Source organism: Paenibacillus sp. KS-LC4 (assembly GCF_036894955.1).
In the GTDB taxonomy this organism is placed as follows: Bacteria; Bacillota; Bacilli; order Paenibacillales; family Paenibacillaceae; genus Pristimantibacillus.
Genome location: NZ_CP145905.1, coordinates 1,939,224 through 1,965,808 on the forward strand (window position 1 = coordinate 1,939,224; position 26,585 = coordinate 1,965,808).

Annotated in this window: 26 protein-coding genes; 22 read left to right on the top strand and 4 right to left on the bottom strand. The window is 46.2% G+C overall.

What is annotated here, in order from left to right; genetic code table 11:
- Positions 1 to 38: 38 nt before the first annotated feature.
- Entirely contained in the window at positions 39 to 599 is a 561-nt protein-coding gene (locus tag V5J77_RS08355; RefSeq protein WP_338555314.1) for a DUF4362 domain-containing protein, read from the top strand.
- A gap of 27 nt (positions 600 to 626) precedes the next feature.
- Positions 627 to 1,532: a fumarylacetoacetate hydrolase family protein gene (locus V5J77_RS08360; protein ID WP_338555315.1), complete on the top strand. Its 906-nt coding sequence runs from the start codon at positions 627 to 629 to the stop codon at positions 1,530 to 1,532.
- Positions 1,533 to 1,625: 93 nt separating this feature from the next.
- Here V5J77_RS08360 and V5J77_RS08365 read toward each other — a convergent pair whose 3' ends face one another.
- Positions 1,626 to 2,711, bottom strand: a complete 1,086-nt coding sequence (locus tag V5J77_RS08365; RefSeq protein WP_338555317.1) for a CopD family protein — start codon at positions 2,709 to 2,711, stop codon at positions 1,626 to 1,628.
- Positions 2,708 to 3,307, bottom strand: coding sequence for a copper resistance protein CopC (locus tag V5J77_RS08370; protein ID WP_338555318.1), 600 nt, complete (start codon positions 3,305 to 3,307; stop codon positions 2,708 to 2,710). Before V5J77_RS08370 ends, V5J77_RS08365 begins: the two co-directional genes overlap by 4 nt.
- Before the next feature lie 240 nt (positions 3,308 to 3,547).
- On the opposite strand from V5J77_RS08370, the gene V5J77_RS08375 reads away from it, so the two are divergent.
- Positions 3,548 to 4,954, top strand: coding sequence for a hemolysin family protein (locus V5J77_RS08375; protein WP_338555319.1), 1,407 nt, complete (start codon positions 3,548 to 3,550; stop codon positions 4,952 to 4,954).
- A 173-nt stretch (positions 4,955 to 5,127) separates the two neighbouring features.
- Here V5J77_RS08375 and mnmA read toward each other — a convergent pair whose 3' ends face one another.
- Complete coding sequence (mnmA, locus tag V5J77_RS08380; protein ID WP_338555320.1) at positions 5,128 to 6,264, bottom strand: tRNA 2-thiouridine(34) synthase MnmA; 1,137 nt, start codon at positions 6,262 to 6,264, stop codon at positions 5,128 to 5,130.
- 218 nt (positions 6,265 to 6,482) lie between these two features.
- Between mnmA and V5J77_RS08385 the strand changes: the two genes are divergently transcribed.
- The 12 genes from V5J77_RS08385 (at position 6,483) to V5J77_RS08440 (ending at position 17,162) form a co-directional block, all read left to right on the top strand.
- The gene (locus V5J77_RS08385; protein ID WP_338555321.1) at positions 6,483 to 6,902 is read left to right on the top strand and encodes an Rrf2 family transcriptional regulator; all 420 of its coding nucleotides are present in this window, start codon (positions 6,483 to 6,485) and stop codon (positions 6,900 to 6,902) included.
- A gap of 289 nt (positions 6,903 to 7,191) precedes the next feature.
- A complete protein-coding gene (locus V5J77_RS08390) occupies positions 7,192 to 8,616 on the top strand; it encodes a kelch repeat-containing protein (protein WP_338555322.1) in 1,425 nt (474 codons plus the stop codon).
- Between the two features lie 194 nt (positions 8,617 to 8,810).
- The gene (locus tag V5J77_RS08395; RefSeq protein ID WP_338555323.1) at positions 8,811 to 9,956 is read left to right on the top strand and encodes a cysteine desulfurase family protein; all 1,146 of its coding nucleotides are present in this window, start codon (positions 8,811 to 8,813) and stop codon (positions 9,954 to 9,956) included.
- 14 nt (positions 9,957 to 9,970) lie between these two features.
- Positions 9,971 to 10,516, top strand: coding sequence for a photosystem reaction center subunit H (locus V5J77_RS08400; RefSeq protein ID WP_338555324.1), 546 nt, complete (start codon positions 9,971 to 9,973; stop codon positions 10,514 to 10,516).
- Between the two features lie 3 nt (positions 10,517 to 10,519).
- Positions 10,520 to 10,717, top strand: coding sequence for a hypothetical protein (locus V5J77_RS08405; RefSeq protein WP_338555325.1), 198 nt, complete (start codon positions 10,520 to 10,522; stop codon positions 10,715 to 10,717).
- Positions 10,718 to 10,973: 256 nt separating this feature from the next.
- The gene (gene skfA / locus V5J77_RS08410) at positions 10,974 to 11,147 is read left to right on the top strand and encodes a sporulation killing factor (protein ID WP_338555326.1); all 174 of its coding nucleotides are present in this window, start codon (positions 10,974 to 10,976) and stop codon (positions 11,145 to 11,147) included.
- A gap of 93 nt (positions 11,148 to 11,240) precedes the next feature.
- Entirely contained in the window at positions 11,241 to 12,446 is a 1,206-nt protein-coding gene (gene skfB, locus V5J77_RS08415; RefSeq protein WP_338555327.1) for a sporulation killing factor system radical SAM maturase, read from the top strand.
- Between the two features lie 336 nt (positions 12,447 to 12,782).
- Positions 12,783 to 13,988, top strand: a complete 1,206-nt coding sequence (locus tag V5J77_RS08420) for a CPBP family intramembrane glutamic endopeptidase (RefSeq protein ID WP_338555328.1) — start codon at positions 12,783 to 12,785, stop codon at positions 13,986 to 13,988.
- An 11-nt stretch (positions 13,989 to 13,999) separates the two neighbouring features.
- Complete coding sequence (locus V5J77_RS08425) at positions 14,000 to 14,728, top strand: ABC transporter ATP-binding protein (RefSeq protein WP_338555329.1); 729 nt, start codon at positions 14,000 to 14,002, stop codon at positions 14,726 to 14,728.
- A complete protein-coding gene (gene skfF, locus V5J77_RS08430; protein WP_338555330.1) occupies positions 14,721 to 16,184 on the top strand; it encodes a sporulation killing factor system integral membrane protein in 1,464 nt (487 codons plus the stop codon). Before V5J77_RS08425 ends, skfF begins: the two co-directional genes overlap by 8 nt.
- 17 nt (positions 16,185 to 16,201) lie before the next feature.
- Positions 16,202 to 16,708: a HEAT repeat domain-containing protein gene (locus V5J77_RS08435; RefSeq protein ID WP_338555331.1), complete on the top strand. Its 507-nt coding sequence runs from the start codon at positions 16,202 to 16,204 to the stop codon at positions 16,706 to 16,708.
- A gap of 19 nt (positions 16,709 to 16,727) precedes the next feature.
- Positions 16,728 to 17,162 (top strand): TlpA disulfide reductase family protein, encoded by a 435-nt coding sequence (locus tag V5J77_RS08440; RefSeq protein WP_338555332.1) that lies wholly within the window; start codon positions 16,728 to 16,730, stop codon positions 17,160 to 17,162.
- A gap of 54 nt (positions 17,163 to 17,216) precedes the next feature.
- On the opposite strand, the gene V5J77_RS08445 is transcribed toward V5J77_RS08440, so the two are convergent.
- Positions 17,217 to 18,575: an Nramp family divalent metal transporter gene (locus V5J77_RS08445; protein ID WP_338555333.1), complete on the bottom strand. Its 1,359-nt coding sequence runs from the start codon at positions 18,573 to 18,575 to the stop codon at positions 17,217 to 17,219.
- A 434-nt stretch (positions 18,576 to 19,009) separates the two neighbouring features.
- Here V5J77_RS08445 and V5J77_RS08450 point away from each other — a divergent pair, with 434 nt between their 5' ends.
- The 7 genes from V5J77_RS08450 to ruvX all read left to right on the top strand — a co-directional run bounded on the left by V5J77_RS08450 (position 19,010) and on the right by ruvX (position 26,561).
- The gene (locus V5J77_RS08450) at positions 19,010 to 19,804 is read left to right on the top strand and encodes a hypothetical protein (protein ID WP_338555334.1); all 795 of its coding nucleotides are present in this window, start codon (positions 19,010 to 19,012) and stop codon (positions 19,802 to 19,804) included.
- Between the two features lie 37 nt (positions 19,805 to 19,841).
- On the top strand, positions 19,842 to 20,732 hold the full coding sequence (locus tag V5J77_RS08455; protein WP_338555335.1) for a hypothetical protein: 891 nt from the start codon (positions 19,842 to 19,844) through the stop codon (positions 20,730 to 20,732).
- Between the two features lie 225 nt (positions 20,733 to 20,957).
- Positions 20,958 to 21,404: a hypothetical protein gene (locus V5J77_RS08460; RefSeq protein WP_338555336.1), complete on the top strand. Its 447-nt coding sequence runs from the start codon at positions 20,958 to 20,960 to the stop codon at positions 21,402 to 21,404.
- A gap of 195 nt (positions 21,405 to 21,599) precedes the next feature.
- Positions 21,600 to 22,670 (top strand): AI-2E family transporter, encoded by a 1,071-nt coding sequence (locus tag V5J77_RS08465; RefSeq protein ID WP_338555337.1) that lies wholly within the window; start codon positions 21,600 to 21,602, stop codon positions 22,668 to 22,670.
- 496 nt (positions 22,671 to 23,166) lie between these two features.
- Positions 23,167 to 25,800, top strand: a complete 2,634-nt coding sequence (gene alaS / locus V5J77_RS08470) for an alanine--tRNA ligase (protein WP_338556643.1) — start codon at positions 23,167 to 23,169, stop codon at positions 25,798 to 25,800.
- A gap of 59 nt (positions 25,801 to 25,859) precedes the next feature.
- On the top strand, positions 25,860 to 26,123 hold the full coding sequence (locus V5J77_RS08475) for an IreB family regulatory phosphoprotein (protein WP_338555338.1): 264 nt from the start codon (positions 25,860 to 25,862) through the stop codon (positions 26,121 to 26,123).
- A 21-nt stretch (positions 26,124 to 26,144) separates the two neighbouring features.
- Entirely contained in the window at positions 26,145 to 26,561 is a 417-nt protein-coding gene (gene ruvX / locus V5J77_RS08480; protein ID WP_338555340.1) for a Holliday junction resolvase RuvX, read from the top strand.
- Positions 26,562 to 26,585: the final 24 nt, after the last annotated feature.

Consider the following 26,585-nt stretch of genomic DNA (forward strand, 5'->3'; position numbering starts at 1 on the left):
TCTGCAATCCTTCGTCTGAAGGGCAGGAGGTGGGTAGGATGTTGAAATACGCAAGCTTAGTTGCGGCAATTGCTTTGCTCGCAGGCTGTAGCATCAACAATCAGGTTCAGACGGAGCAGGCGCTGCTTACGGAACTCGCACCATTCGTAAAGGAAGCGGAGCCAGCTTTTATACAGGAAACGAGCGGGGCTTTGGGAAGTGTGTTTCCAAAGGTCGAAGAGCCTTATCAAGCAGAGCAGGCGGCTGACAATGGCGACGTTGTCCATGTTCATGGACGTTACTACAATTTGGACATATGGGATGCGTTTATAGAAAATATATCGCTTAAGCAGTCAGGCAAGGTTCGGCTTACGCAGTATACGATAGAAGGCGATCCTATTTTTTATGAGTTGGTTTATAATGGGGATGCGATCCTGTATACCTTTGACAATGGAATGGATGCGTTTGGCTCCGATTTAGGCAGGCCAAGCACGATCTGCGAAGGAATAGGAACGAAGCAGACGGAACGTGGGGATGAGGTCTACACTTTACTAGGGTGCGACCAAGAGGACACAGCAGAAACCTTTTTCTGGGCCACAGGTTCGGATATCGCAAAATAACACCAAACAAAGGAGCTGTATAAACCTATGAAGCTGTTAACATTTACGGAGCAAGGTGCAGAGCGTTTGGGAGTAAAGACGGAGCAAGGCATTCTCGATGTGGCGGCAGCCAGCGTAGCTTGTAAAGGGAGTGCATCCGTACCGCAAAATATTCATCAGGTCATTGAAGGAGGGGCAGAGGCTGTTGAATCCCTCCAGCGTCTGGTGAGCGTAGCGATTAGCCGTGCAGCTGATCTGGGAGAGGTATTTCTCGATGAAGCGGAGCTGACGTTTGCCCCTGCTGTGACAAGCCCTGGCAAAATTCTTTGCATCGGTCTCAATTACCGCAAGCATGCGGAGGAGTCCAATGCGGCCATTCCCGAGGTGCCGATTTTGTTCAGCAAATTCAGCAATTCGCTCGCTGCCCATGGCGAAGCTGTGCCGCTTCCTATTGCCTCCGAGAAGGTGGATTACGAGGCAGAGCTTGCAATTGTTATCGGCAAAGCAGCAAAGCATGTGACGGAGGAGGAGGCGCTCAGCTACGTATTCGGCTACTGTGCGGCTAATGATTTGTCGGCTCGCGATTTGCAAATGCGGACAGGCCAGTGGCTGCTGGGCAAAACGTGCGACAAGTTTGCGCCGCTCGGCCCTTATCTCGTAACAGCGGACGAGGTCGGCAATCCGAATGAGCTGGAGATGAAATGTATCGTAAATGGTGAGGTGCGCCAGCACTCGAACACGAGCGATATGATTTTTAACTGCAAGGAAATCGTCAGCTATGTTTCGCGTCATATGACGCTGTTGCCGGGCGATGTCATTTTGACGGGTACGCCTGAAGGCGTTATGCTCGGTTATCCGGTGGACAAGCAAAGCTATCTCAAGGCAGGAGACGATGTTACGATCGAAATCGAAAAGCTTGGCAGCTTGACGAATCGAATGGTTCTGGAATCATAACCCGTATAAAAAAAGCAAGGAAGCCGAGGCGAATGCCGCCAGCGTCCTTGCTTTTTTTCGATAGAACCGATAAGCGCTTCAGAGGTCATCGTCTTACGCAATGGCAAACATGAGTGCGCCGTAGCCAAATGCGGCAGCCAGCAGTCCCATTGCAAAAGCAGGCATCACCGATTGGCTGCGGTACATCCGGAAAAAGCCGACAATCATAATAGCAGCTGATGCAAGCAGCAGCCAGCTATCAAGTCCAAGCGAAAAATGAAGCGTAATATCAGGGCTGAAGCTTCCTTTATAAATCGTTGTGAACAATGAAGATGGTGCAGTTGTTTGCAGCGTTTCCTTCACCTCATGCGGCGGGGCCTGCTGGCCCAGCATGCTAGTGGCGATAAAAATCAGCAAGGCGATCAGGCTTTCTGCCTTTAACCAAGGGAGCGGGCGGAAAGCGGCGTCTTGCTTGAGCTTGTTTTTGTAGCCAAAGCTGTTCGTATACGCGAGCAGCAGCAGCGGCAGCAGCAATAAATGCTTAATCAACAGCATTTGCCCGTACGGCAGCATCCAAGCGTTAACATATTGTGGCGTTGTAAAGGTCATTAGCGTAATGCCCGCTGATATCGTTACGAAAAAACAGCCGAAGGCGAGCGTTGAAAACCAGGACAAAAATGGTTCCCAATGGTTTTCGTCCTTCGAAAACCAGCTTATCGTAATGACAATACCGAGCCAAATGGTGACGGCTATAAAATGGGCACTGTGAATGACGACCCCTTTGAGCCCATAGAGCGATGAGGCGTGGCTGGCATAACCGAGCCATACGGCCAGCAGCAAGGTTATGAACAGTCCAACCTTCGGTATATGGCGGTCCTGCCGGAACGATTTCATAGCTAGCAGAACAGACAGGCCAAGGGAGCTAAGCAGCGTCCACACGAAGGCTTTGCCTGCTACGGCATCAAGCAGCAGGCTTTTCATCATTTGACCGTAGCTAAGTTCAAAGTCGGCGGCGAACGTACGTGCCGTTTGATCAAGCGGAACAAATGAAAGCACAGGGATAGCAAGCGTGCAGGCCAGCAGCAAGCGATCAGGGACAACAACCTGCGGACGCTTGCTCTCCGGCACGAGACGCAAAGTAAATGCGCCCATTAACAACGCAAAGCAAGCATACAGAAGCGTCTCGCTCAAATAAATCATTTTTTGCGTCTTCTCGCAGCAGCAGCGATAACAGCAATGAGAAGAATGACAACGACAATAATAATCACGCTCGTGGTGGCGCTATCCTTCCCTTCGGTAGCCGCAGCAGCATCTGCTGTTGGCGCAGCACTTGCCGCAGGGCTTGCCGTTTCAAGAGCTGGTGACTCGGTAACCGCTGCATCAGGCGTTGACGAGCTTTCAGGTGAAGGGGATGCCGATGCAGGCTGCTCGCTTGCAGCAGCCTCCGGCGCATTGACAGTGAAGCTGTAGTCGCCCTCAATCGCATGGCCGTCAGCGCCGATAATGGCCCATTTCACCGTGTATATTCCGTTCTCCAGCGCCGCTAGCACCGCACCGCTCATCGTTTTTCCGTCTACAGTAACCTCATCGGTGGCGATTTGCTCGCCAGCCGCGTTCAACAGCTTGAAGGTACTGAGCTTTTCGATATCCGTATTGAAGGAAAGTGAAATTTGAGCAGGAGATGCTGTTACCGTCTCGTCTACGGCAGGTGTGGCCTGCTCGATTTTGGAATGGGCAAAAACGGCACCGGGAACTAGCCAAATAACAGCCAGCATAATTAGAATAATACGTTTCATATTGTTCCTCCTTGTAAGCTAAAGCTTAAGTATGTTGTAGCAAGCTGTTAGCATTATATCAGATATTGGGGTGGGACAAACGGCCTGCTCTGCGGCAAATTATAGGCGACTTTATGAACTTTTGCAGAAAAACGCTAGGTCTATGCTGAATAATGTACGGACTACGATGAATAAACATAATTACCGTCACTGAAAAACGGCGAGAGATGGACGAGGGGGTGCGCCTACCGTCACCGGAGCATGCTCTGGGGCAGGGCAGGCGAAGCCGCATTGGGTGAAACGATTCAGTTTGTGCTGTTTGCAGGGTTATTGCTAACTAACGGTTTTTTCACAGCGGCGGAGACGGCTATGCTGCGCTTGCGGCCTGATCAGTTGCACAAGCTGCAGGGTGGCGGGCAGCGTACATTAAAAAAAGCTGCTGCGCTGCTGCGTGAGCCCCAAGCTTATTTAACCGCATGCCAGCTGGGAATAACGCTCGCGTCGCTTGGGATGGGCTGGATGGGTATTCCGGCATTCCGCCTGCTCTTCGATTCATGGCTGGCTGGAAGGAGTGGGCGACTCCCCATCGCTCCAATCGTAGCGGAAGTGTTCGCTGTAGCAGCCGCTTTGCTGCTGGCTGCCGTGCTGCACAGCGTTTGCGGCACACTCGTTCCGAAAGCCATTGCGGGACATCGTGCGAAGCGGGTCGTTGTGCTCGCGGCCGCACCGCTGTTTTATTTTCATAAAGTTATGTATCCGTTGGCACGGCTTCTGGACTTACTTTCGAGCTGGATGTTTCAGGATGGTGAGGCACGGGTGGGGTCAGGTACAGTCCATACGTATTCCAGCCAGGACATTCGACTTCTACTCAAGGAAAGCAAGCGATCTGGACACATTCAACATACGGAGCTGCTGCTTGTTGATAATATTTTCAAATTTATAGAAACGCATGCGAGAGAAATTATGATTCCAAGGCGAGAGGTCATCTGCCTGTACACCCAGCTGTCGCTTGCGGAAAATAAACAGATGGCGCTTGCCGAAATGCATACGCGTTATCCCGTCTGTGAAAGCGACAAGGATGATATTATCGGCTTTGTTCACATCAAGGATTTATGGAAGGATGCGGAGCATACGCTGACCGACATCGAGCAAATTTTGCGCCCCATTATAACGGTGCCGGAGTCGATTTTCATAAGGGAGCTGCTTGGGCAAATGCAGGAGAGCAAAACGCAAATTGCGATTTTAATAGATGAATATGGCGGTACGTCAGGCATTGTAACGCTGGAGGACATTATGGAGGAAATCGTTGGCGAAATTCAGGATGAGTTTGACGAGGAAAGGGCGATGATTGAGCAGCTCGGAGAAGGGAGTCACTCGATTAGCGGGATGATGCTCATTGAAGAGGTCAACAGCTGTCTCGGCACGAATATTAGCTGTGACAACTTTGATACGATTGGCGGATGGATGTATTCCCAACTGGAAAACCTGCCGCGCAAAGGAAACAGGGTCAAAGCAGCTAACCATTTCGAGTTTGTCATCGAGGAAACGGATCATTACCGCATTTCCCGTATTCGCGTGAGCCGGCTCGCTGCTTCTTCTTCAAACAAGGAGCAAGAGGGTGTAATGGAGGATGTTAGAAATGTTGACGGCAAGGGGACAGGGACATAAGGGCGCTGTGCATATAAAAAAGGAACCTTCTCCTTCGGGCGCTGCCCCTCAGTGAAAAGGTTCCTTGACTTACCTTAGCTTGCCTTACCGTAGCTTAACTTGGCCTGCTTGCTTGGAATTGAAGCAAGAGCTTCAAAGCAGCCTGACGGCTAGCCATTGAAGCTGGAAAATGCTTAACGAGCGGCAAGGAATGCCGCTTCGTCAACGTCAAGCTTCTCTACGATGTCGATTGTGCCGCCTGCCAGACAAACATCGCCATCATAGAGAACGACGGCTTGGCCAGGCGTGATCGCCTTCTGCGGCTGGTCAAACGCAATATGTGCCGTTCCGTCTGCGCGAGGTGTCACGGTAACGCCTTGGTCGGCTTGGCGGTAGCGGAACTTGGCCGTGCAGTGGAAGGAGCCTTCCGGCTGCTCTGGTGCGATCCAATTCATGCCGCTGGCAATAAGCCCTGTTGAATACATGCTCGGATGCTGCTCGCCCTGCACCACGTACAAAATGTTGCGCGCTAGGTCTTTGTCCGTAACGAACCATGGCTCGCCATTGCCGGAGCCGCCAATGCCAAGGCCCTGGCGCTGTCCGAGCGTATAATACATCAGACCGTCATGCTTGCCCTTGACTTCGCCGCTGCGAATGTCGACCATGTCGCCTTTCTGGGCTGGCAAATAGCCGCTCAGAAATTCCTTGAAGTTGCGCTCGCCGATGAAGCAGACGCCAGTGCTGTCTTTTTTCTTTGCGGTGTACAGGCCTGCCTCTTCGGCAAGCCGTCTAACCTCTGGCTTCGGCAGATGCCCAATCGGGAACATCGCCTTTGCGAGCTGCTTCTGGTTCAGTGCGCTAAGGAAATAAGTCTGGTCCTTGTTGCTGTCCACGCCGCGCAGCAGCTTCGTCTCGCCATCCGGTGTGCGTTCTACGCGCGCGTAATGGCCTGTCGCCAAATAATCGGCGCCGAGCTCATTCGCTTTTTTGAGAAAATCGCCGAACTTGATTTCCCGGTTGCACATCACGTCGGGATTCGGTGTACGGCCGCGCTTGTATTCATCCAGAAAATAAGTGAACACCTTATCGAAATATTGCTTCTCAAAATTAACCGTATAATACGGAATGCCGATCTGGTCGCATACGCGGCGAACGTCTTCCGCGTCTTCCTCTGCTGTGCAGTGACCAAATTCATCGGTATCATCCCAGTTTTTCATAAAAATGCCGACTACATCATAACCTTCCTGCTTAAGCAGCAATGCGGTTACGGAAGAGTCTACGCCGCCGGACATGCCGACCACAACTCTTGTTTCTTGTTTGGATTTTGCCATTTGCTCACACCGCCTTATATTCAAACTCTAAAACGAGTATCTCTCATTGTAGCATATATTTATCGCTGCACAAAAAACTTTTTTGAGTAGATTAGCAAGCTTTTCTCGCATGTTGAACGCACTATATGCTAACATAGAAGCTATATGGGAATACCATGATTTAAGCCGAGTCATGGATGCGCAAGGCAAAACAACTAATGAAAATGAGGTGCCCTTTTATGAAAATATCAACGAAAGGCCGTTACGGTCTCACCATAATGATGGAGCTTGCTGGGAAGTTTGGCGAGGGGCCGATATCTTTGAAAAGCATAGCGGAACGCAATAACCTGTCCGAGCACTATTTGGAGCAGCTCGTTGCTCCGCTTCGGAACGCTGGACTTGTAAAAAGTATTCGCGGCGCCTATGGCGGCTACATTTTGTCCAAGGAGCCTGATCAGATTACGGCTGGAGATGTGATCCGCGTGCTGGAAGGGCCAATCTCCCCGGTTGATTTTACCGAAGAGGATGATCCGGCGAAGCGCGATCTGTGGCTGCGTATTCGCGACGGCATTGCTTCAGTATTAGATTCGACTACACTTCAGGACATGGTGAGCTTCCAGGACCCGGGCAAAGCGGATAGTTATATGTTTTATATTTAGTTGAACTTTATTTGGGATGAATGCTTGATTAGCTTTGCATTAGGTTTTGTTAATAAAAGGTGTATGAATTCAAAAACAGGCTGGCTGAATTTTTATTAGCTAGTCTGTTTTGTTTGTGCTCATTTTTAATTATTCTTTGATGATATGTATAAATATAAGGAATGAAATGAAATATTAATAAAATAAAAAGTGACATTCAATTATACAGGTAATATTTTCTTTTCAAAAGACTGTTATTATTTAATTTTATGATGTAGGATTTAATAAAATACTTTGAGGAGATGAAACGATGAAAGGTTTAATCAGAAAATTATTTTTGGTTGTTACAGCAGTTAGTCTTATGACTTCTAGCTTATTTTTTTCAGCGAAAATAAATGCAGCGGAAGATACCTACGAGTGGGTTAATAGACAAGTGATGCTTGAAGGAAGAACAGCTCCTGGAGTTGTCGAATATCAAGGCAATGTCTACCTATTTGGTGGGGCTAGTACGGGAACTGCAGCTTATAATGGCACCGCGAGTAATCTTTCTTATAAATATGATCCATTAACGAATAGTTGGAGTAAGCTGGCAAATATGAAATACTCACGAATAGCTTTTGTTGCAACTGTGTATCAAAATAAAATTTATGTAATAGGTGGCTATACGAGAGACGAAAGTAGCAATAAAAATCCAAGAAGAACTTCGGTTGAAATTTACGATCCTGCAAATAACAGCTGGAGTAATGGTGTGTCTTTACCGGTTGGAAGATCATGGTCAGGAGCCACTGTCATTAATGATAATCTTTATGTTTTTGGTGGTTCTGACGAAAATGATAAATTTTCCCAAAATGTTTATGTGTTAAATAATGAAACGGAAAAATGGGATTCGAAAAAAGAATTACCCATAGCACTAAGCGGTTTTAGCGTAGTACAAAAAGAAGGCAGGGTATATCTTTTTGCCGCTAATGTTGCCTATGAATATTATGCTGAAACAGACACCTATACAAAACTAGCCGATATAGATTCATCAAGCAAATATAATAATGTTGTTGTTGTAAATGATGAAGTGTTCATAGTTTCTTCTAACAGTAAGGTGCATAAATATAATTTTGAAACGAATACAATGGAGTTTATAACAAATTTGAAGACCCCAAGAGTGCAATTTGTATCAGTAGCTGTAAACAACGGTATTTACGTAATTGGTGGTGTAGTGAATGGCAAGCCATCAAACATTGTCGAAATGCTTTCGATATCGAGTTTGGAACCAACCCCGACGCCTGTGGTGACGCCAACGCCGGAGCCAACCCCGACGCCGACACCTGTGGTGACACCAACCCCGGAGCCAACACCTACTCCAACGCCAGAGGTGACACCAACGCCGGAGCCAACCCCGACGCCGACACCTGTGGTGACACCAACGTCGGAGCCAACTCCTACACCGACACCTGTAGTGACGCCTACTCCTACACCGACACCTGTAGTGACGCCTACTCCAACACCGGATATAAATGGGAGAGCTATTTTAGTCATTACGATGACCAATGGGTTGGAGAAAGAGTATGATCTGTCCATGGCTGAGGTGAATGCTTTTATTGACTGGTATGACGGGAAGGACAGCGGCATCGGGAAAGAGCGTTACACCTTCAATAAAACGTGGAATATGGGACCATATAAAAGCAGAACGGATTACGTTATTTTTGATAAAATCCTTTTCTTCGAAGTGAATGAATATTGATTTTCCATAGTAGCACGCCAGTCGAGAGGCTGGCGTGCTGCGCTGTTAAAGCAATTGTCGCCTGCATCAAACCTAACGTATGTACGGCTACATTTTTCAACTCTGGCGGTAGTGCTTGTTGTTTCTCCTTATGCTATACTCTTGAGAATACGATAAAAGGTTCTACATTTAAAATAGAAGGAGCTAGACAAGCTATGCACTATTTCGATCATGCCGCAACGACGCCCATGCATCCAGAGGTCGCGCGAGCGATGCTGGAGGTGATGCAGGGTCCGGGAGGCAATGCATCGAGCATGCATGCCTTCGGACGCGCGGCGCGGCAGCATCTAAATCGCTCCCGCGACCAAATCGCTACAGCTGTCGGCTGCAAGCCTGCTGAGCTTGTATTTACGTCCGGCGGCACGGAGAGCAACAATATGGCGCTCAAGGGTGTTGCCCGCGCACAGGCGCTGCAAGGCAAAAACCATATCATTACGGCGGAGGCTGAGCACCATGCGGTGCTGCATCCCTGCGAAGCGCTTGAGCACGAGGGCTTTGAGCTGACGCTGCTGCCCGTTGATGAGCAAGGGCAAGTGTCGCTTGCTGATGTGGCGGCGGCAATAAAGCCAAATACGGCGCTGATCAGCATTATGCACGGCAATAATGAGGTAGGAAGTATGCAGCCGATTGAAGACATCGGACGCCTGGCGCATGAGCGAGGCGTTATTTTTCATGTCGATGCCGTTCAAGCGCTGAGTACAGCGAGCTATCAGCTGAGCCGACTGCCCATTGATTTGATGAGCTTTTCCGCCCACAAAATCAATGGCCCGCAAGGGGTCGGAGCGTTATACATCGCTGCGGGCACGCCTTTCGAGGCGACATCGCAGGGCGGCTCGCAGGAGCGCAAGCGCCGGGCGGGCACGGAAAATGTCGCCGGCATCGTCGGCTTCGCCAAAGCGGTTGAAATTTGTGTGAGCGAAGCGCAAAACAAGCAACATTTTCTAAGTGAGCTTCGTAAGGAATGGGTAGAGCTGCTTAGGAAAAATGTGGATATTGAAATCGTTGTAAATGGCGCGGCGGAGCAGACTCTTCCGCATATCGTCAACATCAGCTTTATCGGGATTGATACCGAGACGATGCTGATGAACCTTGATATGGCCGGCATTGCAGCGGCAAGCGGCTCGGCCTGCACGTCAGGGGCGCTGGAGCGTTCCCATGTGCTGCGAGCGATGAAGCTGCCGGAGGAAAGGCTGGCTTCCGCTGTAAGATTCAGCTTCGGTCTGGGGAATACTAAGGAGGAACTGGATGACGCAGCGCGAAAAGTTGCAACGATTGTGCAGCGCATCCGTAATAACGCCTAGGAGGCTCCCCGGCCGTGATTAAACTACAGCAATTGATCGGCCTGCCCGTGCTGGTCATTCATTCCGGCAAGCGCGAGGGCACGATCAAGGATGCGATTTTCGACTCCCACTGGAACGTTACAGGACTCGTGCTCGAAAGCAACGGCTGGTTTGCTAATGTCGTCAAGACGGTGGACTGGAATGCGGTGCTGACATGCGGCGTAGACGCGATCATTATTTCCGACGAAGCAGCTGTGCAGAAAACAAAGCTTAAGCAGCTCGGCAGAACCTTTTGCACCAGTAAGATTCAGCTCAAGGGTATGCCCATGGTGACCGTACACGGCGTGATGCTCGGACAAGTATCCGACGTTTATTTTCATCCATTTATGGGTACACCAATAGTAGGCTTTGAGCTTACGGACGGTTTTATATCGGATCTGATGGAAGGGCGCAAGTGGCTTAGAGCTCCCAAAGATTCAGATGCCGTGCTGCTTGGGGAAGACGCGATTATCGTTCCTGCTGTCAGTGAAGCAGAATTGGAGCCTGTCGCAGCTTCCAATTCAGAGAATAGGGAGAAATGAAAGATGATGAGATGTCCCAATTGCAATTCAAAAGATATAGGAAAAATAGGTTCCCATCAATTTTATTGCTGGGGCTGCTTCATTGAGCTGACCATTAACGGAGAGAAGATGTCCGTGTACCAAGTGGAGGAAGACGGGACGCTTAGTTCACTTGATGATCTGTTTTTTGAAGATGAAATGCCACAAATTCATACCACCTAACGCACGATGAATCGTTAATTACACGAAGGTATAGACCTGAAATTAAATAAATATAATAAAAGCCAATAGCAAAAAGACGGATTATTTATTTTCCGTCTTTTTGCTATTTTTAATTTTATTCCAAGCTTTTCGTCACTATTCGACTAGATGTGGCAGAAACATAAAATGGAAATGGTGCTTTCTTTCTATTCCTTAAATCGAAAATTTAATTTATAATTGTAATTGTATTCAAATAATGTAAAGGGAGAGTGTTTTTATGAAAGAAAAAGAAATTAAAGCAACCTGGGAATCATCAGTTTCTACTGGGCTGGATAAGCCAGCTGGCACATCTCTAGTCAAGTCAATTGGGTGTGCTGCTTGTTGGGGAGCTAAAAGTATTTCTTTAACACGTGCATGCTTGCCTCCAACTCCTATCAATCTGGCGATATAGAAAACGAGGACACAGAAGAGGCCAGCGTCAAGGCTTCTCCTGTGTCCAAATTTATTATTTCATTATTTTCTAAAAACGGAGATGAGGGATTAAATGGTTAATGATGCTGCTTCTGTCTCATACGAACCCAGTTACTTTCTTCATTTACAGCCGGATGGAGCCATGCTGGTAGAGCGCAATAGCATGTATTATTTTCGTTTAAGCGGAACAGCTGCCCAGCTTGCCTTATTGCTTGCCAAAACGAAAAGCGTGGAAAAAACCGCTAAAGTGTGGAGCAACATGAATGGAATTCCGTTCAGTACGGAACAGCTGGTTCATGAATTGAATCAGCATCCGCTCACTGAAAGCTGGATGCAAGGAGCGCTTGGTACGCTTCGACTCACGGGATCAACAAAATCTTATTTGCCAATTAGCTGTACACTACAATTAACGAATGGCTGCAACTTATTTTGTTCTTTTTGTTACGCAAGCTCAGGCAAGCCGTTAGAACAGGAGCTGGCGGTGGAGGATTGGATGGAAATTTTGCAGAAGCTATCCGCGAGCGGAGTTTCGGATATCACCTTAACGGGGGGAGAAGCAAGGCTGGCAAAAGGGTTTAAAAGAATTGTAACGACAGCCAGTACATTATTTACAAATGTACATTTATTTAGCAATGGTTTATATTGGAAAGATGATGAAATCGAGCTTATTAGTGCTCTTGGAAATATTTTTGTCCAAGTCAGCGTCGACGGTTCAGCACCTATACATGACAAGCTCCGAGGGAAAGAAGGCGCTTACATAGAATCAATGCGGAACATACGGCGATTAACCGAAAAAGGGATACCTTGTTTAATTGCAATGACGGTGAATCCGCAAAATTATGAAGATATCGGAGCAGTTATTCAGGATGCCGCCCTTGCTGGAGCCGCAGCCTTCAGAGCAGGTGTCACATTGCCAGTTGGCAGGGCTGACAATCATTATTTTGAACTGGATAACGAGCAATACGTATACGTCGATGACAAATTGAAGGAGGCTGTAAGGAACTGGGGTGATCGAATGCTTATAACCGATTGGGGAGATGAGGGGAACGATGGGTGTAATGATTTTTGCACCCCGGGCTATTTAGCTTGGTATATTCGGGCAGATGGAGAGGTCACTCCTTGTCAAATTGAAGGTGCGAGCATGGGGCATATTTTAAGAGACTCGCTTGATGAGATCGGCACACCTGAAAGGCTGTTGCGTGCGCGGGAAAATGCTGCATCTTGCAAATGTATTGGCAAGGTCGAGCTGCCCAAGGAAGCGGATTTGCCCTTTGTTTAATCTATATAGAAAGGACTGAAGGCAGGTATGATGACGATCATCCTTTTCGTGGCTGCGGCAATTATCGGGCTTGTGTTGTTTATAAAAAATCGTCCTCGTTCTTACCCGTCCATCTTAATGCCGAAAGACCAAGCGATTTCAGCTGCTGCCGATTATGTGCAATTGCTTTGTGGCTTGGATGTTTCAGGATGGCGCGCATATGGTATGTATTGGAATGACCGGGAAACGGTAAATCGCTTGCATCACTTAAATATGCTGAATCGGCTGAGGTCGGTTTTATATCAATGGGGACTTGTGGAATCATGGAGAATTCGCTTCGTCAAACAAGGCAGCTCGGTGGCAGTAGGTATAAATGCGAAGGGTGAAATTACTTTTTTGCATGTGGATGCAGGTGCACAAAGACTAGCCTCTTCCCCGTCATTAGCGGCTAAGAAAACACCAGCTGAAATTAAAATGATTCTTGACAGAAGCAAAAATGGTTTATGGGGAAACGCGAAAATAACAGGTGAAGGTGTTCGTGAAGAGGATTTGTCTGATATTGTTACGTATTGGTACATGCAGGAGTCAGAAGAAATAAGAATGAAGCTTTCCGTTCAAACCCAGGAACATTGTATAGTCCGTATACTGAGCGAGACAGAAATTCTTACCAAAACGATGGGCAAAGTCGTCAGACAGGAGTTTCGTGATTCAGCGCTTAATTTATCAGGATTTGTCGGTTCATTTTTATCGACGATCGCTGGCGTTCTTTTGCTCATTTATGTGGAGGGCGCCCATCAATCTATGCTTAGCTTAGGCATAGGGCTGATCATTGCTGCTGCTGTCTTGCTTACGGTCAACAATGATATTGCCATGAGTATCGTTAATGCATTTGATTCCCGTTTGACTATTAAGTCTGTGTATGCAATCGGAATTGTCTCTGCTGCGGTGGCAAGCATCGCTTATGGCAGCATGGCATTTATAACATCGCTTGCGGGTGTAAAATTAGCTGCAGGGCTGTCACTTTCGTTGTTCAATGACGCATTCCTGCAAATAACGATAGGGTGCTGTTCAGCTTTAGCAGCATTAGGGGGCTTTGCTTATTTATTTAAGCTTCTGGAAACTAGAGGTATAGTTCGTATATCGCCAGAGCTATCGGACCGGTCCATTTTTTTATCCGGCTTTCGGATAAAGCAATGCTTAAGCATTAGTTTGCAAAGCTCTATTTTGGAAGAAATTGTTTTTCGCTTATTAGGCATTTCAACGCTATTATGGTTTTTTCAAAATGAATGGCTCGCTGTGGCCATTACTTCGATTTTATGGGCATTTTTGCATCAAGGAAGCGGGTATAACCCAGGGTGGATTAGATGGGCCCAGCTAGTAGTATTTGGCATATTTTTAGGGTTCATATTTATTCAGTATGGTTTTTTGGCAGTAATAGTGGCCCATTTTGTTCATAATTTTGTTTTGCTCTCTATCCCGCTTTTTTATTATAAGCATCAGTTGAAAAGCACAATCAGGGTCAAGGAGGAGCCTTCTGCACACCACTCTTACATCAATAAATAAGGAGGCAGCATATGGAGCAGCTGTTGCTTGTGCAAAATTTGGTCAAGCAATACCCCGGAAATGAAGGAGTCGAGAACATTGGTTTTACGATAGGACGGGGGGAAATTGTCGGCTTGCTCGGCGCGAATGGAGCGGGAAAAACGACAACTCTGCGTTGTATTGCAGGTCTCTATAAGCCCCAGCAGGGAACGATTACAATTGATGGATATAAGGCAGGCTCCGAGCAAGCTCAAAGACTGCTTTCCTTTATTCCTGATAGTCCCTCCCTGTATCCTACGCTTACTGTAGCTGAACATTTGCAATTTAAAGCAAAAGCTTACCGCATTCCCCCAAAAAAGCTGGAGGAGGCCGTACTGCTAGCACTTCAAGAGGTGAATTTGGAGTCTTATGCAGACCGCCCTGCGGGTAATTTGTCCAGAGGCCAGAAACAACGCGTCATGCTAGCAGCAGCAGTTATTCAACAGGCGGACTTATATTTATTTGACGAGCCTACTGTAGGGCTGGATATTCCTTCTAAAGAATGGTTGGCGCAATGGCTCCTGAAAAATAGAGCAAATAACAAAAGCATTATCGTGTCCTCCCATAGTCTTGAGTTTGTTATGGAAACAGCGCAGCGCGTTATTTTAATCAAAAAAGGCCGAATTGTCGCTGAAAGCAGCGTTCCTAGTGATGAAGAACAGCGATCGCTTTGGAAAAAAGAGGTCATTGGGCAGCTAGGGGGTCATCTGCCGGATGATTAACCTTGCTGTCTTTTTGTTCAAAAACAGCACGAGGCAGTGGCTAACGAATAAGCAGGGCAGCAAGCTTGCCCTTTTTGCACCGTTGCTCATTTTGGCCTTGTTTACCTTGCTGCAATTGAATGTATTATCCAAGCCAGAAGAGGCTATGGCACAGCCTGTTGGTTGGGTTGTTGTCGTTCTATTGTTTATTTTTATCCTTTTTGGCTTATTATCAAATAGGCTTCCTTCTCGCATGGAAGATGTCATGTGGGTTTATATGCTGCCTATGTCAATGAGCCGTATTGTGTGGACTTGCCTATGCTGGCAGCTGTTGCTTCGAAGCAGCTTCTGGTTAGGCGCAGCCCTCATTGCAGATACGATTCGCTTCATGATGAGTCAAACCTATGAGCATTTATTTTTCCATGCAATTATGAGTCTGACGGTAATTAGCTTGCTGGAGGCAGGGCTATTTGTTGCCTCGTCATCGCGAGGGAGATGGACGATTTCGATACCTGTCGGCATCGTTGGTGCAATCGGACTTGTAGTGACGGCGCTTTCGTTCTTTTTTAGCCAAATGGAGGAGCCTTTGTTTCCTTCCATTGCTGGAGCGATGGAGCTTCTCGCTTTCTATGTAGGCGCCTTTATGATAGGGGAATTTCATCTAGCGGGGTTACTGTTCGTCGTTCTATTTATTGTACTGGCTATCCTTGTCATTCAGACGGCAACAAGGGGGCTGGAACTAAAGGAGAAGCTTACGAGAGAAGCTGATTTTTGGTCTAGCTTTAGTAGCTTTAGCTCGTTGGCCGCATCTGCGAGGGGAGGCGATCAAGCAAGTTATTGGGGCGGAAAGCCATGGACAGGTGTATTTTCCTTCGTCTGGTTCGAGTGGGTGCTATGGCGCAAGCATCGTACAGCTCTTATTTTTCAATTCATTGCGGGTGCTGGCTTGACCATCGTGCTCGTTATCAAATGGCCTTCCTGGTTATTAATGTATTTCGGAATTATTTTAGCTTCGACAGTAGTAGGCGGATTTTTCTCCGGTTTAGTTAGGCATGCGCAATCGGGAGATTTTCTGCTGCTGCCTGGTTCCAGATTGAAAAAAGTGATGCTGCTTGAAATCGTGGATTTAATTCCACCTTTTGCAACGGTTGGGCTATACTACATCATCAGTATAACAATCGGGGCAGATCTGGCGATAAAGCCTATAGCTGCTGCTGGCTGGCTGCTCGCGCTTTTTATGGCGATAGCGTGTTTCCGCATTGGTCTTTTTGTCGATGTATTTCTCAAAAACCTGGATATATCAATGGCATCTTATTTTAAGCAGTTGTTCATTTATAGTGTCGTGATGTCTGGAGTTATACTCCTATTATTATTTCTCCACTCTGCATTAATCGAGTTATCCATTGAAATGCTCGTAATGGTTGTTATGACGATTGTCATCCTGTATGGGGCCATTCGTATATATATGTATAAATGATACAAGGAGATGTGATTATGTCAGATTTGAAGCCTTTAAATGCCCAGATTCTAAAGCTTGGCAGCCCAGATGCAACTGAGGCAATGGGAGCATTGCAAATATTGAAAAATCAAGGGGAGCAAGTTATACCAGCGCTTCTTGAGCAATTGAAATCGGCTGATGATTCCATACGCACGATGATTGTTGTGGTATTGGGGGAAATTGGCCATAAGGCAGCAGGCAGTAATGAACAGGTGGCAGCCCTTTTGCTCGAAAATAATGAACAGCTCAGAATGGCTGCGGCTTTAACTTTAACGAGATTAGGTATGGAAAGTATTTTGCCGCTACAGAAGCTCCTTCAAGCTGACAATCGTAAAGCACGATTCTGGGCAGCCTGGGCGATGTCCTTTTTGGACCCTGGGCAGGTAGATGATTCAGCAATTGAATGTTTGAAGCAGCATCGGGAACAGCCTGACAGCCCGATAGAAGCTTTTGCCGCGGAGGAGGCGCTTGCCAAGGTTTTGGCACGAAAAATTCAACCCTAATGTTTAAGGAGGCGGTACTGTGAATGCAGCGGTTTCGTATATTCCGAAGTGGGAGGATGAAATAAATTGGTTGAATGGCAAAAGCTACAGCAAGGAGACGGAGGGGGAGAAAAAGCTTATTGTTTATTTATGGTCAATCAGCTGCGGCTATTGTAAAGAAATGATACCGGATATTTTACAGCTGTATGAGGAAAATAAATCCTTTTTCCAGCTTTTGTCCATTCATGTGCCAATGAATGATTCAGATTTAAATAGCGATAGGGTTCAAAAGGTCGTGGGAGAGCTTGGCATGGAGGGGCCTGTTCTGCTTGATAATGAGCATAGATGGATTTCGCTATTTGAAAGCGAGGTTCTTCCCTCCTTATATGTATATGATGCTCAGGGTAAGCTGGTTAGCTCAAAAGTAGGTGTTGGAGATACAACAGCCTATTTGAGCAGCCTGATTCACGTCTAGGCTGCTCAAATAGGCTGAATAAAAATGGGCTAAATAACAAGCCCGTTATCGTATTTACCCTAGCTCATGCCCAGTGGCGAACAAATACAGCACAAGGAACAGGTTCAGGGCTGTTATAACCCCGACGCATAGCCAGGCAAGCGCTTTGACCCAAGGCTTGTTGGCGAACACACCCATTTTGGCTTGGCTGCTTGTGAACAGCACGAGCGGAATAATGGCGAACGGAAGCTGCAAGCTCAGGATGACCTGGCTCCACAGCAGCAGCTCCCCCGTTCCGCGCGTGCCGAACAGCCAGGTGACGATAAGTGCTGGAATGACTGCAAGCAATCGTGTCACAATACGGCGCAGCCAAGGCGGGATCGAAAGTTTAATAAAACCCTCCATAACGATTTGCCCTGTTAAAGTACCCGTAATTGTAGAGCTTTGGCCAGAAGCGAGCAAGGCAACAGCAAATAAGGTGCTGGCAATGCTGACACCGAGCGTTGGGCTAAGCAGCTGATAGGCGCCCTCGATTTCCGTTACATTAAGGCCCGTTCCATAAAAGGCTGCGGCTCCCAAAATCAAAATGCTTGAGTTGATCAGAAAAGCGATGGTCAGTGAAACGCCGGAATCCCATTGGGAATACTTAATCGCCTCCCGCCGTCCCTTCTCCGTCCGCTCATATTTCCTCGTCTGAATGATAGAGGAATGCAAATACAGATTATGCGGCATAACCGTTGCCCCAAGGATGCCAAGCGATACGAACAGCATGGCGGGGCTGCTCACGATTTCAAGCTTCGGAACATAGCCGGAAAGCACCGCTGATAGATCCGGCCGCGAAATAATGACCTCGAATACAAATACCCCGAATATCGTAGCCATCAGCACAATGATGAGCGATTCAATAAGCCGAAAGCCCTTCTTTTGCAGGAGCAGCAGCAAAAATACGTCTAACGTTGTAATCAGAATACCACCTATTAAAGGGAGCCCAAACAGCAAATTTAGGGCGATGGCGGAGCCGATAACCTCCGCAAGATCAGTCGCGATAATGGCAAGCTCAGCCAGCAGCCAGAGGATGACGGCGCCTTTCATGCCGACGGAGTCGCGGGTTGCTTGGGCAAGATCGCGGCCGGTAACGATGCCGAGCCTTGCCGACAGATTTTGCAGCAAAATCGCAATTAAATTGGCGATGAGAATAACGGCCAGCAGCGTGTAGCCGAACCTTGCGCCGCCCGCAATGGACGTTGCCCAGTTGCCGGGATCAATATAGCCGACGGCGACCAGCATGCCGGGTCCAGCGAAGGCGAGAAATTTGCGAAAGCCGCTTGCATTTTTCGGTATGTGAATAGAGGAGTTCACTTCTTCAAGGCTGACGCTGCCACTCGCGCGGAGCCAGCCAGATTTTTGCTCCAATTGATCGGACTGTGTGCTCATAAAAACCCTTCTTTCGTTTACGCTTAGATGACGGATTCATTGCATTTGTTTGTGCTATGAAACAATATTGCTCCTGGGAAACATTTTTGTCAATGGAAAAATGTTAAGTGGTATAGTAACTGTTTAATAAGTAGCTGGATTTGAATCATTTGCTTGAACCTTTCCTTAGATTTATTAAATAAGGAATATGAAGCCGAAAGCATAATGCACATTATTTTCTTTATGGTGAAGATTTAATTAAGATTCAATATTTAGATTAAGGCCATTTGACAAAATGGATATATAGCAAGTGATATTTTAAGGAAATTCCGATAATCCAATAATGTAGATTAGAAGTTATTTGTTGGAAATAGTTCTTTTGTATCATTTTTAAGTTGGAGTTTATTAATTATCATTGTATAAATAGTAGGATGATAGAAGGGTAGGTATTATAGATGAGTAAGTATTTGTTAATTCTTTTATTTGTTAATATTTTAATGATTGGATGTTCTAAAGGTGCGAGTAGCCAAGAAAATGTAGTTGTGAAAATAGATGGTGAACAAATTAATATTGAAGAGGTAGCAAATGTTTTTAAAAACGAATACTACGATGTAATTGTTGACAACTTGATTAATGAAAAATTGTTAGATTTAAAAGCAAAAGAACTAGGTATTGATACTATTGAAATGCAGGATTCTTTCTATAATTCGGATAAAAGCCCAAGGGAATCGAAAATTAATTATCAATTAGAGTTAACAAAGGAAGTTTTAAAAAAGACAATCAATGAAAGTACATTAAAAGAATTTTATGAGAGTAATAAAGAAGATTTAAATTTAAATTCTATATCAGTAACAATTTATTCGGTTGATCATGAAGTAGGTTCCAAGTTAATGACTCTTTATCAAAGAAATAAAGACATAGAATCTGTTGAAAATAAATTAGGTATTAATGAAAGTTTTAAAGAAAAGGTTTCCCTACGTAATTCTGATGAACTATTTCATCAATTAGAAGAACTGCAAATTGGTGAAATGAAGATGGTTATGAGTGGTGACTCGCATCAAATAGTATTAGTTAACGAAATACAATCTTTGGTAGTAGCAGAATGGCCAAGAGATAGAGATGCTATATTGGAAGAATATTTATTTTTAAATACATATAACGAAAAAATTATGTTGTTAGAAGAATTGAAGAATACTTATAAAATTGAAAGGGATTATTTTTCTAGCATTAATTTAGAACCAGTTTTTTAATTCCAAGGGAACCACCGAAAAATGGAGGTTATTATATATGAGAAAAAAGCTATTATTCTTATTTTTGTTAACGTTAATTATTTCGTCTTTGACTTCTCCCGCTTTGTTTGCAAAAAGTTTGAATGAAGCTACTGGAAAAGTTCGTGTACAATTAGTACTGCCTTATTCAAAACAATTTCCTGTGCCATCAAATGAAGAGAAGCAAAGGTTAATTGACGCTGGTTGGATTGAAACTACCGAAGGTTTTGTTAGGTATTATCCATTAGCAAATGTGAAAGTTGAGCTAGATGATGAGGTTGTAGCTCATACTGATTACAACGGTCGATTTTATATTAATAATATCGAGAGTGGAGAGCATGAGTTCGAGTTAAATCATAATGCGATAAATAAGAAAGAAGTCATTTCACTTGAAAATGGACAAAAAATTGATTTTGATTTTTCTATAACCATAAATTTCATGACATTTATGGAGGGGCCTGAATTTAATACTAGTAACTTTGAAGAGATAAATAAAGTTGATCTGGCTATTACTCCATCCGCAGTAGATGGAAATCCATACGCTGGTGGATATAATGGTGAGACAACAACGTCTCATAATGGACATACTGATGCAACGTATGCTAAAAACTCTTATGTAACATGCAATAGATTTAATGGTAATATGGGAAATCAAGTTTATTATGATAAATATGCTCATCCTCTAGATGCAGCTATTAATTTTTCTCACAGTGATTGTGATCGGGCGATTGCATTCTATGGAGCACCTTGCTTAAGTACTACAAATGGGGATTATGCTTCTGATGCATCAAAACGTTATTGTAAATCTTTTGGGATAAGTATCACAAGTTCATCTACTTGTTCGCAACTTGCAAGTCATAAACCACTTTATCACAAACATACAACTAATCCAGGTGAAAGTGGTTATTAATTTTTAATTGAATAGCTCACAAAAAAAGTGTTCCCTTGAAAAAACATGTTTGCGAAAATCAAACATGTTTTTAGTATCTTGAACAAAACATTCATATTCAGATTGTTAAAATGTTTTCGTTAATTGTATTTTTTTTATTAAATAAATTTTCAGAAGATGGAAATTCTCAACTCATTAATTTATTAAAAATGAGAATTATAGATTGTGAAGTGAGGTAGAATCAATTTGAAGAAAAAACTAATATATTCATCAGTAATTCTTGTGTTTGTTTTTTTGTTTTTATTTGTTCAACATTTAGAAAAACATGCTGAAAATTCATTTTTGACAGAGATTGAGGTAGAAGACATCCCTGAGGTGCTCCAAATAAAAGAAGTGCCTCAACTTCCAAATTGGAAAATAGAAAAAATCCAAAAGTTTGACGATGGATTTACTCACCCTTACCCCATTATTTTTTTTGAGAATGGAATACAACTTCATTTGACTATCAATGAGCAGTTATACAATTTAAAAAGTAAAGAGAGTATTCTAATTGGTATACGCAAGGCGGTTCTATATAAAGACAATGACAATCGAATTTACTCGTTTGGATTTTCGAATCTTTACTATGCATTTATTTTAAATTCAAATGACCAATCTAGCCTGGTTGAAAACTATATAGTTGAAACTCATTAATCAATCAGCATGGATGATTTTCCCCGCTTGTACATATACTGTAGCAGATTGGCCTGAGGGCCTTTCCTTGAAATATAAGCATTTATAAGTTTCACCCTTATAAAATGGCTTATATTTCATCGCGGAACGGCAGCTTTGCCGCCAGAGGGGGGCAACAGCCGTTTACGCTAGGTAAGCGAGCGGGGGTGAGGGAAAGTGGAACGGTTCACAAAAAGCCGTCTGTTTGTGTGGTTGGTCTACATCATTCTAGGCTTGCTGGCGCTGTATTTGCTTATATTGGTCAAGCCGATGTTTATGAATATTTATTTTTTCCTCAAGGCGATTCTAGCGCCATTTATCGTTGCCATGATTATTTCCTATGTACTGAATCCGGTCGTGACGATGCTTCATGAACGTAAAGTTCCGCGAACGATGGCGGTGCTGCTCATTTATACGGTGTTTTTCACAGCGCTGACCGTCTTGCTCGTCAATGTCATTCCAATGCTTGCCATGCAGGTGCAGGAGCTCAACGAACGGGTGCCGGACCTGACGATGAAGGCGCAAAATTTGGTGACGGATATCAACAATACATCATTTCTGCCGGACAGCCTGCGCGATGGGATGAACCAGTCGCTGCTGCATATGGAGCGGAAGCTGTCGGAGGCGCTGATCCATTTTATCAACAATATCGGTTCGGTGCTGAATACGGTGTTTATTGCCTTTATTGTGCCGTTTCTGGCGTTTTACATTTTGAAGGATTTTGAGGTGTTCGAGCGGACGGTCATTACGTACGTACCCAAGTCGCATCGTCAAAATACCGTTCGACTGATGAAGGATATTGACTCGGCGCTGGGCAGCTACATACGCGGGCAGTTTCTCGTTTGTCTAATCGTCGGCGTGCTAGCCTACATCGGCTATACGATTATCGGAATGGAATATGCGCTGCTGCTTGCCGGCATTGTAGCGATTACGAACATTATCCCCTATTTGGGCCCGTTTCTGGGGGCGATTCCAGCGATTTTGATGGCGTCGACCATCTCGGTCAAAATGATGATTCTCGTCGCGGTAATCAATACGCTATGCCAAATTTTAGAGGGCAATATTATTTCTCCGCAGGTGGTGGGAAGGACGCTGCATATGCATCCGCTGGCGATTATTTTTGCCTTGCTGGTTGGAGGACAGGTAGCGGGCGTCGCGGGGATGATTCTCGCCGTTCCGATTTTTGCGGCGCTGAAGGTCATCGTCCAGCATATGTTTGCCTATTATGTAAGGCGAAAGATTATTTGACAGCGGGCCTTGCTGCCGATATACTCATTTTTAGTAAGATTCAAGCGTAAACGGCTTTATCCGCCCTTTGGCGGCAAAGCTTCCGTTTCGCGATGAAATATAAGACCATTTATAATAGTTAAACTTATAAATTCTTATATTTAAAGTGGAAATCGTTGATGAAAAGGAAGTAAGCTATAGACCGTCAATCAGAGAGGAAGCTTCTTCGCCGTAACTCGGCGTTGGCTGCAAGAGCTTTTATGGCGAAGGATGGCTGAAAGCTGCTTTCGGAGTGTGAATGAACTTCACCGGGAGGACCCGTTATCGTCCATACGAGGAGATTGCTGCGTAAGGCTGTGCCGCTAATGATAGCGCAAGGCTGAAGCTGGCGATAACCAGGGTGGTACCGCGAGTTTTCGTCCCTGTCATAACTGACAGGGACTTTTTGATGTTTTAAAGCAGGCCTGGAAGCAACATGCAGGCGTAAATAATGAAACCTATTGGAGGCGTATCAACTATGAAGGCTAGTGAAATTCGGTCAAAATGGCTCGCTTTTTTCGAAAGTAAAGGACATACAATTGAGCCGAGCGCATCGCTCGTGCCGCACAACGATCCATCGCTGCTATGGATTAACGCAGGCATGGCGCCGCTGAAGGCTTATTTTGACGGACGCGTCATTCCGGAAAATCCACGGATTACGAATTCGCAGAAGTGCATTCGCACCAACGATATTGAAAATGTCGGCAAAACGCGCCGTCATCATACGTTTTTTGAAATGCTAGGCAATTTCTCCATCGGTGACTATTTCAAGGAAGAAGCGATTACGTGGGCTTGGGAGTTTCTCACAGGCAAGGAGTGGATCGGCTTCGATCCAGAGCGCCTATCGGTTACCGTTTACCCGGAGGATGAGGAAGCCTATGCGTTCTGGAATAAAAAAATCGGCCTGCCTGAGGAGCGCATCTACAAGCTGGATGAAAACTTTTGGGATATCGGCGAAGGCCCATGCGGACCTTGTACGGAAATTTTCTATGACCGCGGCGACAAATACGGCGATTTGAATGATCCCGAATGCTGGCCGGGCGGCGAAAACGAGCGTTTTCTGGAAGTATGGAACCTCGTATTTTCGCAATTCAACCATAACAAGGATGGCAGCTATACGCCGCTTCCGAACAAAAACATTGATACAGGTGCAGGCCTAGAGCGCTTTGCTTCCATTTTGCAGGATGTCGATTCGAACTTTGATACCGACCTATTCATGCCCATTATCGAGCGTACGTGTGAGCTTGCCGGAGTGAAATATCATGTGAATGCTGAGCATGATGTGGCGCTGAAAGTGATTGCTGACCACATCCGCACGGTTGCTTTCGCTGTCGGCGACGGCGTTATGCCTTCTAACGAGGGACGCGGCTACATTATTCGCCGTTTGCTCCGCAGAGCGGTTCGTTACGGAAAAACGATCGGCATCGACCGTCCATTCCTGCATGAGCTGACTGCTACTGTCGGTGAAGTAATGGGCGTATATTATGACGAGGTTGTGTCCAAACGCGAATTTATCGAGAAGGTTATTCGCACAGAGGAGGAGCGTTTCCACGAGACGTTATCCGACGGGCTTGCTTTGCTCACGACGCTGGTAGATGCGGCACGCGCAGCTGGCGGCAAGGAAATCGGCGGGGAAGATGCATTCCGCCTGTATGACACCTATGGCTTCCCGTTTGACCTGACGGAGGACTTTGCAGCGGAAAACGATTTGACCGTTGACCGTGCAGGCTTTGACGCAGCAATGGAAGCGCAGCGTGAACGCGCACGTGCAGCTCGTCAGGATACGGGCGGCATGAAGATTCAAGGAGGAGCACTGGGCGAATTCACGGTTAAAAGCGAATTTGTTGGCTATAATGAGTTGGTAATTGAATCGACGATTACGGCGATCGTGCAAGAGGATGCGCTAATAGACAGCGCGAGCGAAGGCAGCGAAGTGTTTGTACTGCTTGACCGCACGCCGTTTTATGCGGAGAGCGGCGGCCAAATTGGCGACCGCGGCATCATTTCGGGCCAAGGCTTCTCCTTGCAGGTGAAGGATGTAACGAAGGCGCCGCATGGCCAAAGCGTGCATCATGCGCTCGTTGTATCAGGCACCGTGAAGACGGGCGAGAAAGTACAGGCGGCTGTTGCGAAAGCGGTTCGTGAGGATGTCATTAAAAACCATACAGCTACCCATTTGCTGCACAAAGCGCTCAAGGAAGTGCTGGGCACGCATGTCAATCAGGCTGGTTCCCTTGTTGAAGCGGAGCGTCTGCGTTTTGACTTCTCCCACTTTGGCAGCATTACCGATGAGGAGCTTGTAGAAATCGAGCGCCGCGTCAATGAGCAAATTTGGAACAGCACCGATGTGACCATTACGAACAAGTCGCTGGCAGAAGCGAAGGAAATGGGCGCTATGGCTTTATTCGGTGAAAAATATGGCGATGTCGTCCGCGTTGTGCAAGTTGGCGACTATAGCCTTGAGCTTTGCGGCGGCTGCCACGTAGCCAGCACTTCGCAAATCGGCGTGTTCAAGCTGATCAGCGAAAGTGGAATTGGCTCAGGCGTACGCCGGATAGAAGCCGTTACAGGTCGCTATGCTTACAGCTACACGGAAAGCCAGCTTGATTTGCTGGGGCAAGCAGCAGCCTTGCTGAAATCGAGCAATGGAGATGTGCCTAAGCGGATTGAAGCGCTGCATGCGCAGGTGAAGGAGCTTGGCCGCGAGAATGAATCGCTGCAAGCGAAGCTAAGCCGGATCGAAGCGGGCTCGCTTGAGCAGCAGGCGAAGCAAATCGGCGAAGTTACGGTGCTTAGCGCTCAAGTAAATGCGCCAACTATAGATGCGCTGCGCGGCATTTCGGATGAGCTGAAGCTCAAGCTGCCTTCTGCGGTTATTATTCTTGGCGCTGTACAAGAGGATAAAGTTAGCCTCGTAGCGTCGGTATCTGCTGATTTGGTGAAGAAGGGGCTTCACGCTGGCAAAATTATTAAAGAAGCAGCAGCGGTGTGCGGCGGAAGCGGCGGTGGCCGTCCTGATATGGCGCAGGCTGGCGGCAAGGACGCTTCAAAATTGGAAGAAGCACTGAAACTTGCGGAAGAACTGGTTCTCGCCCAAGCAAATGTGATATGATAGGAATGTGTATCGATAGTAATCTCATTGAAATGTAGTTGGAAAGCGAGGTGCTGGCGATGAGTTCCATGGACAAAACGATGAAGTTTGATGTGCTGCCGGAAAGTTTGGAAGCCTCCTCACAGGATATTTTGCTGTCTGTGCATGAAGCGCTTCTGGAGAAAGAATACAATCCGATTAATCAGATTGTAGGCTATTTGCTCTCCGGTGATCCCGCGTATATTCCGCGGCACAACAACGCCAGGAGCCTGATTCGCAAGAAGGAACGCGATGAACTCATTGAAGAGCTTGTCCGGTTTTATTTGAACAATAAGAAAACATAATAGTCAGGAGCCGGACAAGCAATGAGAACAATGGGACTCGATTACGGCGATCGCAACATTGGTGTTGCGGTAAGCGATCCTTTTGGCTGGACTGCGCAAGGGGTCGAGGTCGTGAAGAAGCGCCGTGACAATGGCGAATTGGAACGGCTCGCCGAAATTGTGCAGCAGTATGAGGTTAGTGAAATCGTCTTGGGACTTCCGAAGAACATGAATAACACCATCGGTCCACGAGGCGAGATTAGTATTGAATTTGCAGAGCAGCTTCGACAGAAACTACACTTGCCTGTTCACCTTTGGGACGAACGGTTGACTACTGTGGCCGCAGAGCGTACTCTCATAGAAGCGGATGTCAGCCGTAAGAAGCGAAAGCTGGTAGTGGACAAAATGGCGGCAACGCTCATTTTACAAAATTATCTCGATTCTAAGGGCTTGCGTTAACAGGAGCGAAAGCTAGTTTGGCGC

Excerpts from the sequence above, each read along its gene's own strand:
- ruvX (WP_338555340.1), top strand. The coding sequence starts at position 26,145 with ATGAGAACAATGGGACTCGATTACGGCGATCGCAACATTGGTGTTGCG.
- skfA (WP_338555326.1), top strand. The coding sequence starts at position 10,974 with ATGAAAGAAAAAGAAATTAAAGCAACCTGGGAATCATCAGTTTCTACT.
- V5J77_RS08445 (WP_338555333.1), bottom strand. The coding sequence starts at position 18,575 with ATGAGCACACAGTCCGATCAATTGGAGCAAAAATCTGGCTGGCTCCGC.
- V5J77_RS08455 (WP_338555335.1), top strand. The coding sequence starts at position 19,842 with ATGAGAAAAAAGCTATTATTCTTATTTTTGTTAACGTTAATTATTTCG.
- V5J77_RS08360 (WP_338555315.1), top strand. The coding sequence starts at position 627 with ATGAAGCTGTTAACATTTACGGAGCAAGGTGCAGAGCGTTTGGGAGTA.
- V5J77_RS08365 (WP_338555317.1), bottom strand. The coding sequence starts at position 2,711 with ATGATTTATTTGAGCGAGACGCTTCTGTATGCTTGCTTTGCGTTGTTA.
- V5J77_RS08450 (WP_338555334.1), top strand. The coding sequence starts at position 19,010 with ATGAGTAAGTATTTGTTAATTCTTTTATTTGTTAATATTTTAATGATT.
- V5J77_RS08395 (WP_338555323.1), top strand. The coding sequence starts at position 8,811 with ATGCACTATTTCGATCATGCCGCAACGACGCCCATGCATCCAGAGGTC.
- V5J77_RS08425 (WP_338555329.1), top strand. The coding sequence starts at position 14,000 with ATGGAGCAGCTGTTGCTTGTGCAAAATTTGGTCAAGCAATACCCCGGA.
- V5J77_RS08435 (WP_338555331.1), top strand. The coding sequence starts at position 16,202 with ATGTCAGATTTGAAGCCTTTAAATGCCCAGATTCTAAAGCTTGGCAGC.
- V5J77_RS08375 (WP_338555319.1), top strand. The coding sequence starts at position 3,548 with ATGCTCTGGGGCAGGGCAGGCGAAGCCGCATTGGGTGAAACGATTCAG.
- alaS (WP_338556643.1), top strand. The coding sequence starts at position 23,167 with ATGAAGGCTAGTGAAATTCGGTCAAAATGGCTCGCTTTTTTCGAAAGT.
- V5J77_RS08385 (WP_338555321.1), top strand. The coding sequence starts at position 6,483 with ATGAAAATATCAACGAAAGGCCGTTACGGTCTCACCATAATGATGGAG.
- mnmA (WP_338555320.1), bottom strand. The coding sequence starts at position 6,264 with ATGGCAAAATCCAAACAAGAAACAAGAGTTGTGGTCGGCATGTCCGGC.
- skfB (WP_338555327.1), top strand. The coding sequence starts at position 11,241 with ATGGTTAATGATGCTGCTTCTGTCTCATACGAACCCAGTTACTTTCTT.
- V5J77_RS08405 (WP_338555325.1), top strand. The coding sequence starts at position 10,520 with ATGATGAGATGTCCCAATTGCAATTCAAAAGATATAGGAAAAATAGGT.
- V5J77_RS08475 (WP_338555338.1), top strand. The coding sequence starts at position 25,860 with ATGAGTTCCATGGACAAAACGATGAAGTTTGATGTGCTGCCGGAAAGT.
- V5J77_RS08370 (WP_338555318.1), bottom strand. The coding sequence starts at position 3,307 with ATGAAACGTATTATTCTAATTATGCTGGCTGTTATTTGGCTAGTTCCC.
- V5J77_RS08355 (WP_338555314.1), top strand. The coding sequence starts at position 39 with ATGTTGAAATACGCAAGCTTAGTTGCGGCAATTGCTTTGCTCGCAGGC.
- V5J77_RS08390 (WP_338555322.1), top strand. The coding sequence starts at position 7,192 with ATGAAAGGTTTAATCAGAAAATTATTTTTGGTTGTTACAGCAGTTAGT.
- skfF (WP_338555330.1), top strand. The coding sequence starts at position 14,721 with ATGATTAACCTTGCTGTCTTTTTGTTCAAAAACAGCACGAGGCAGTGG.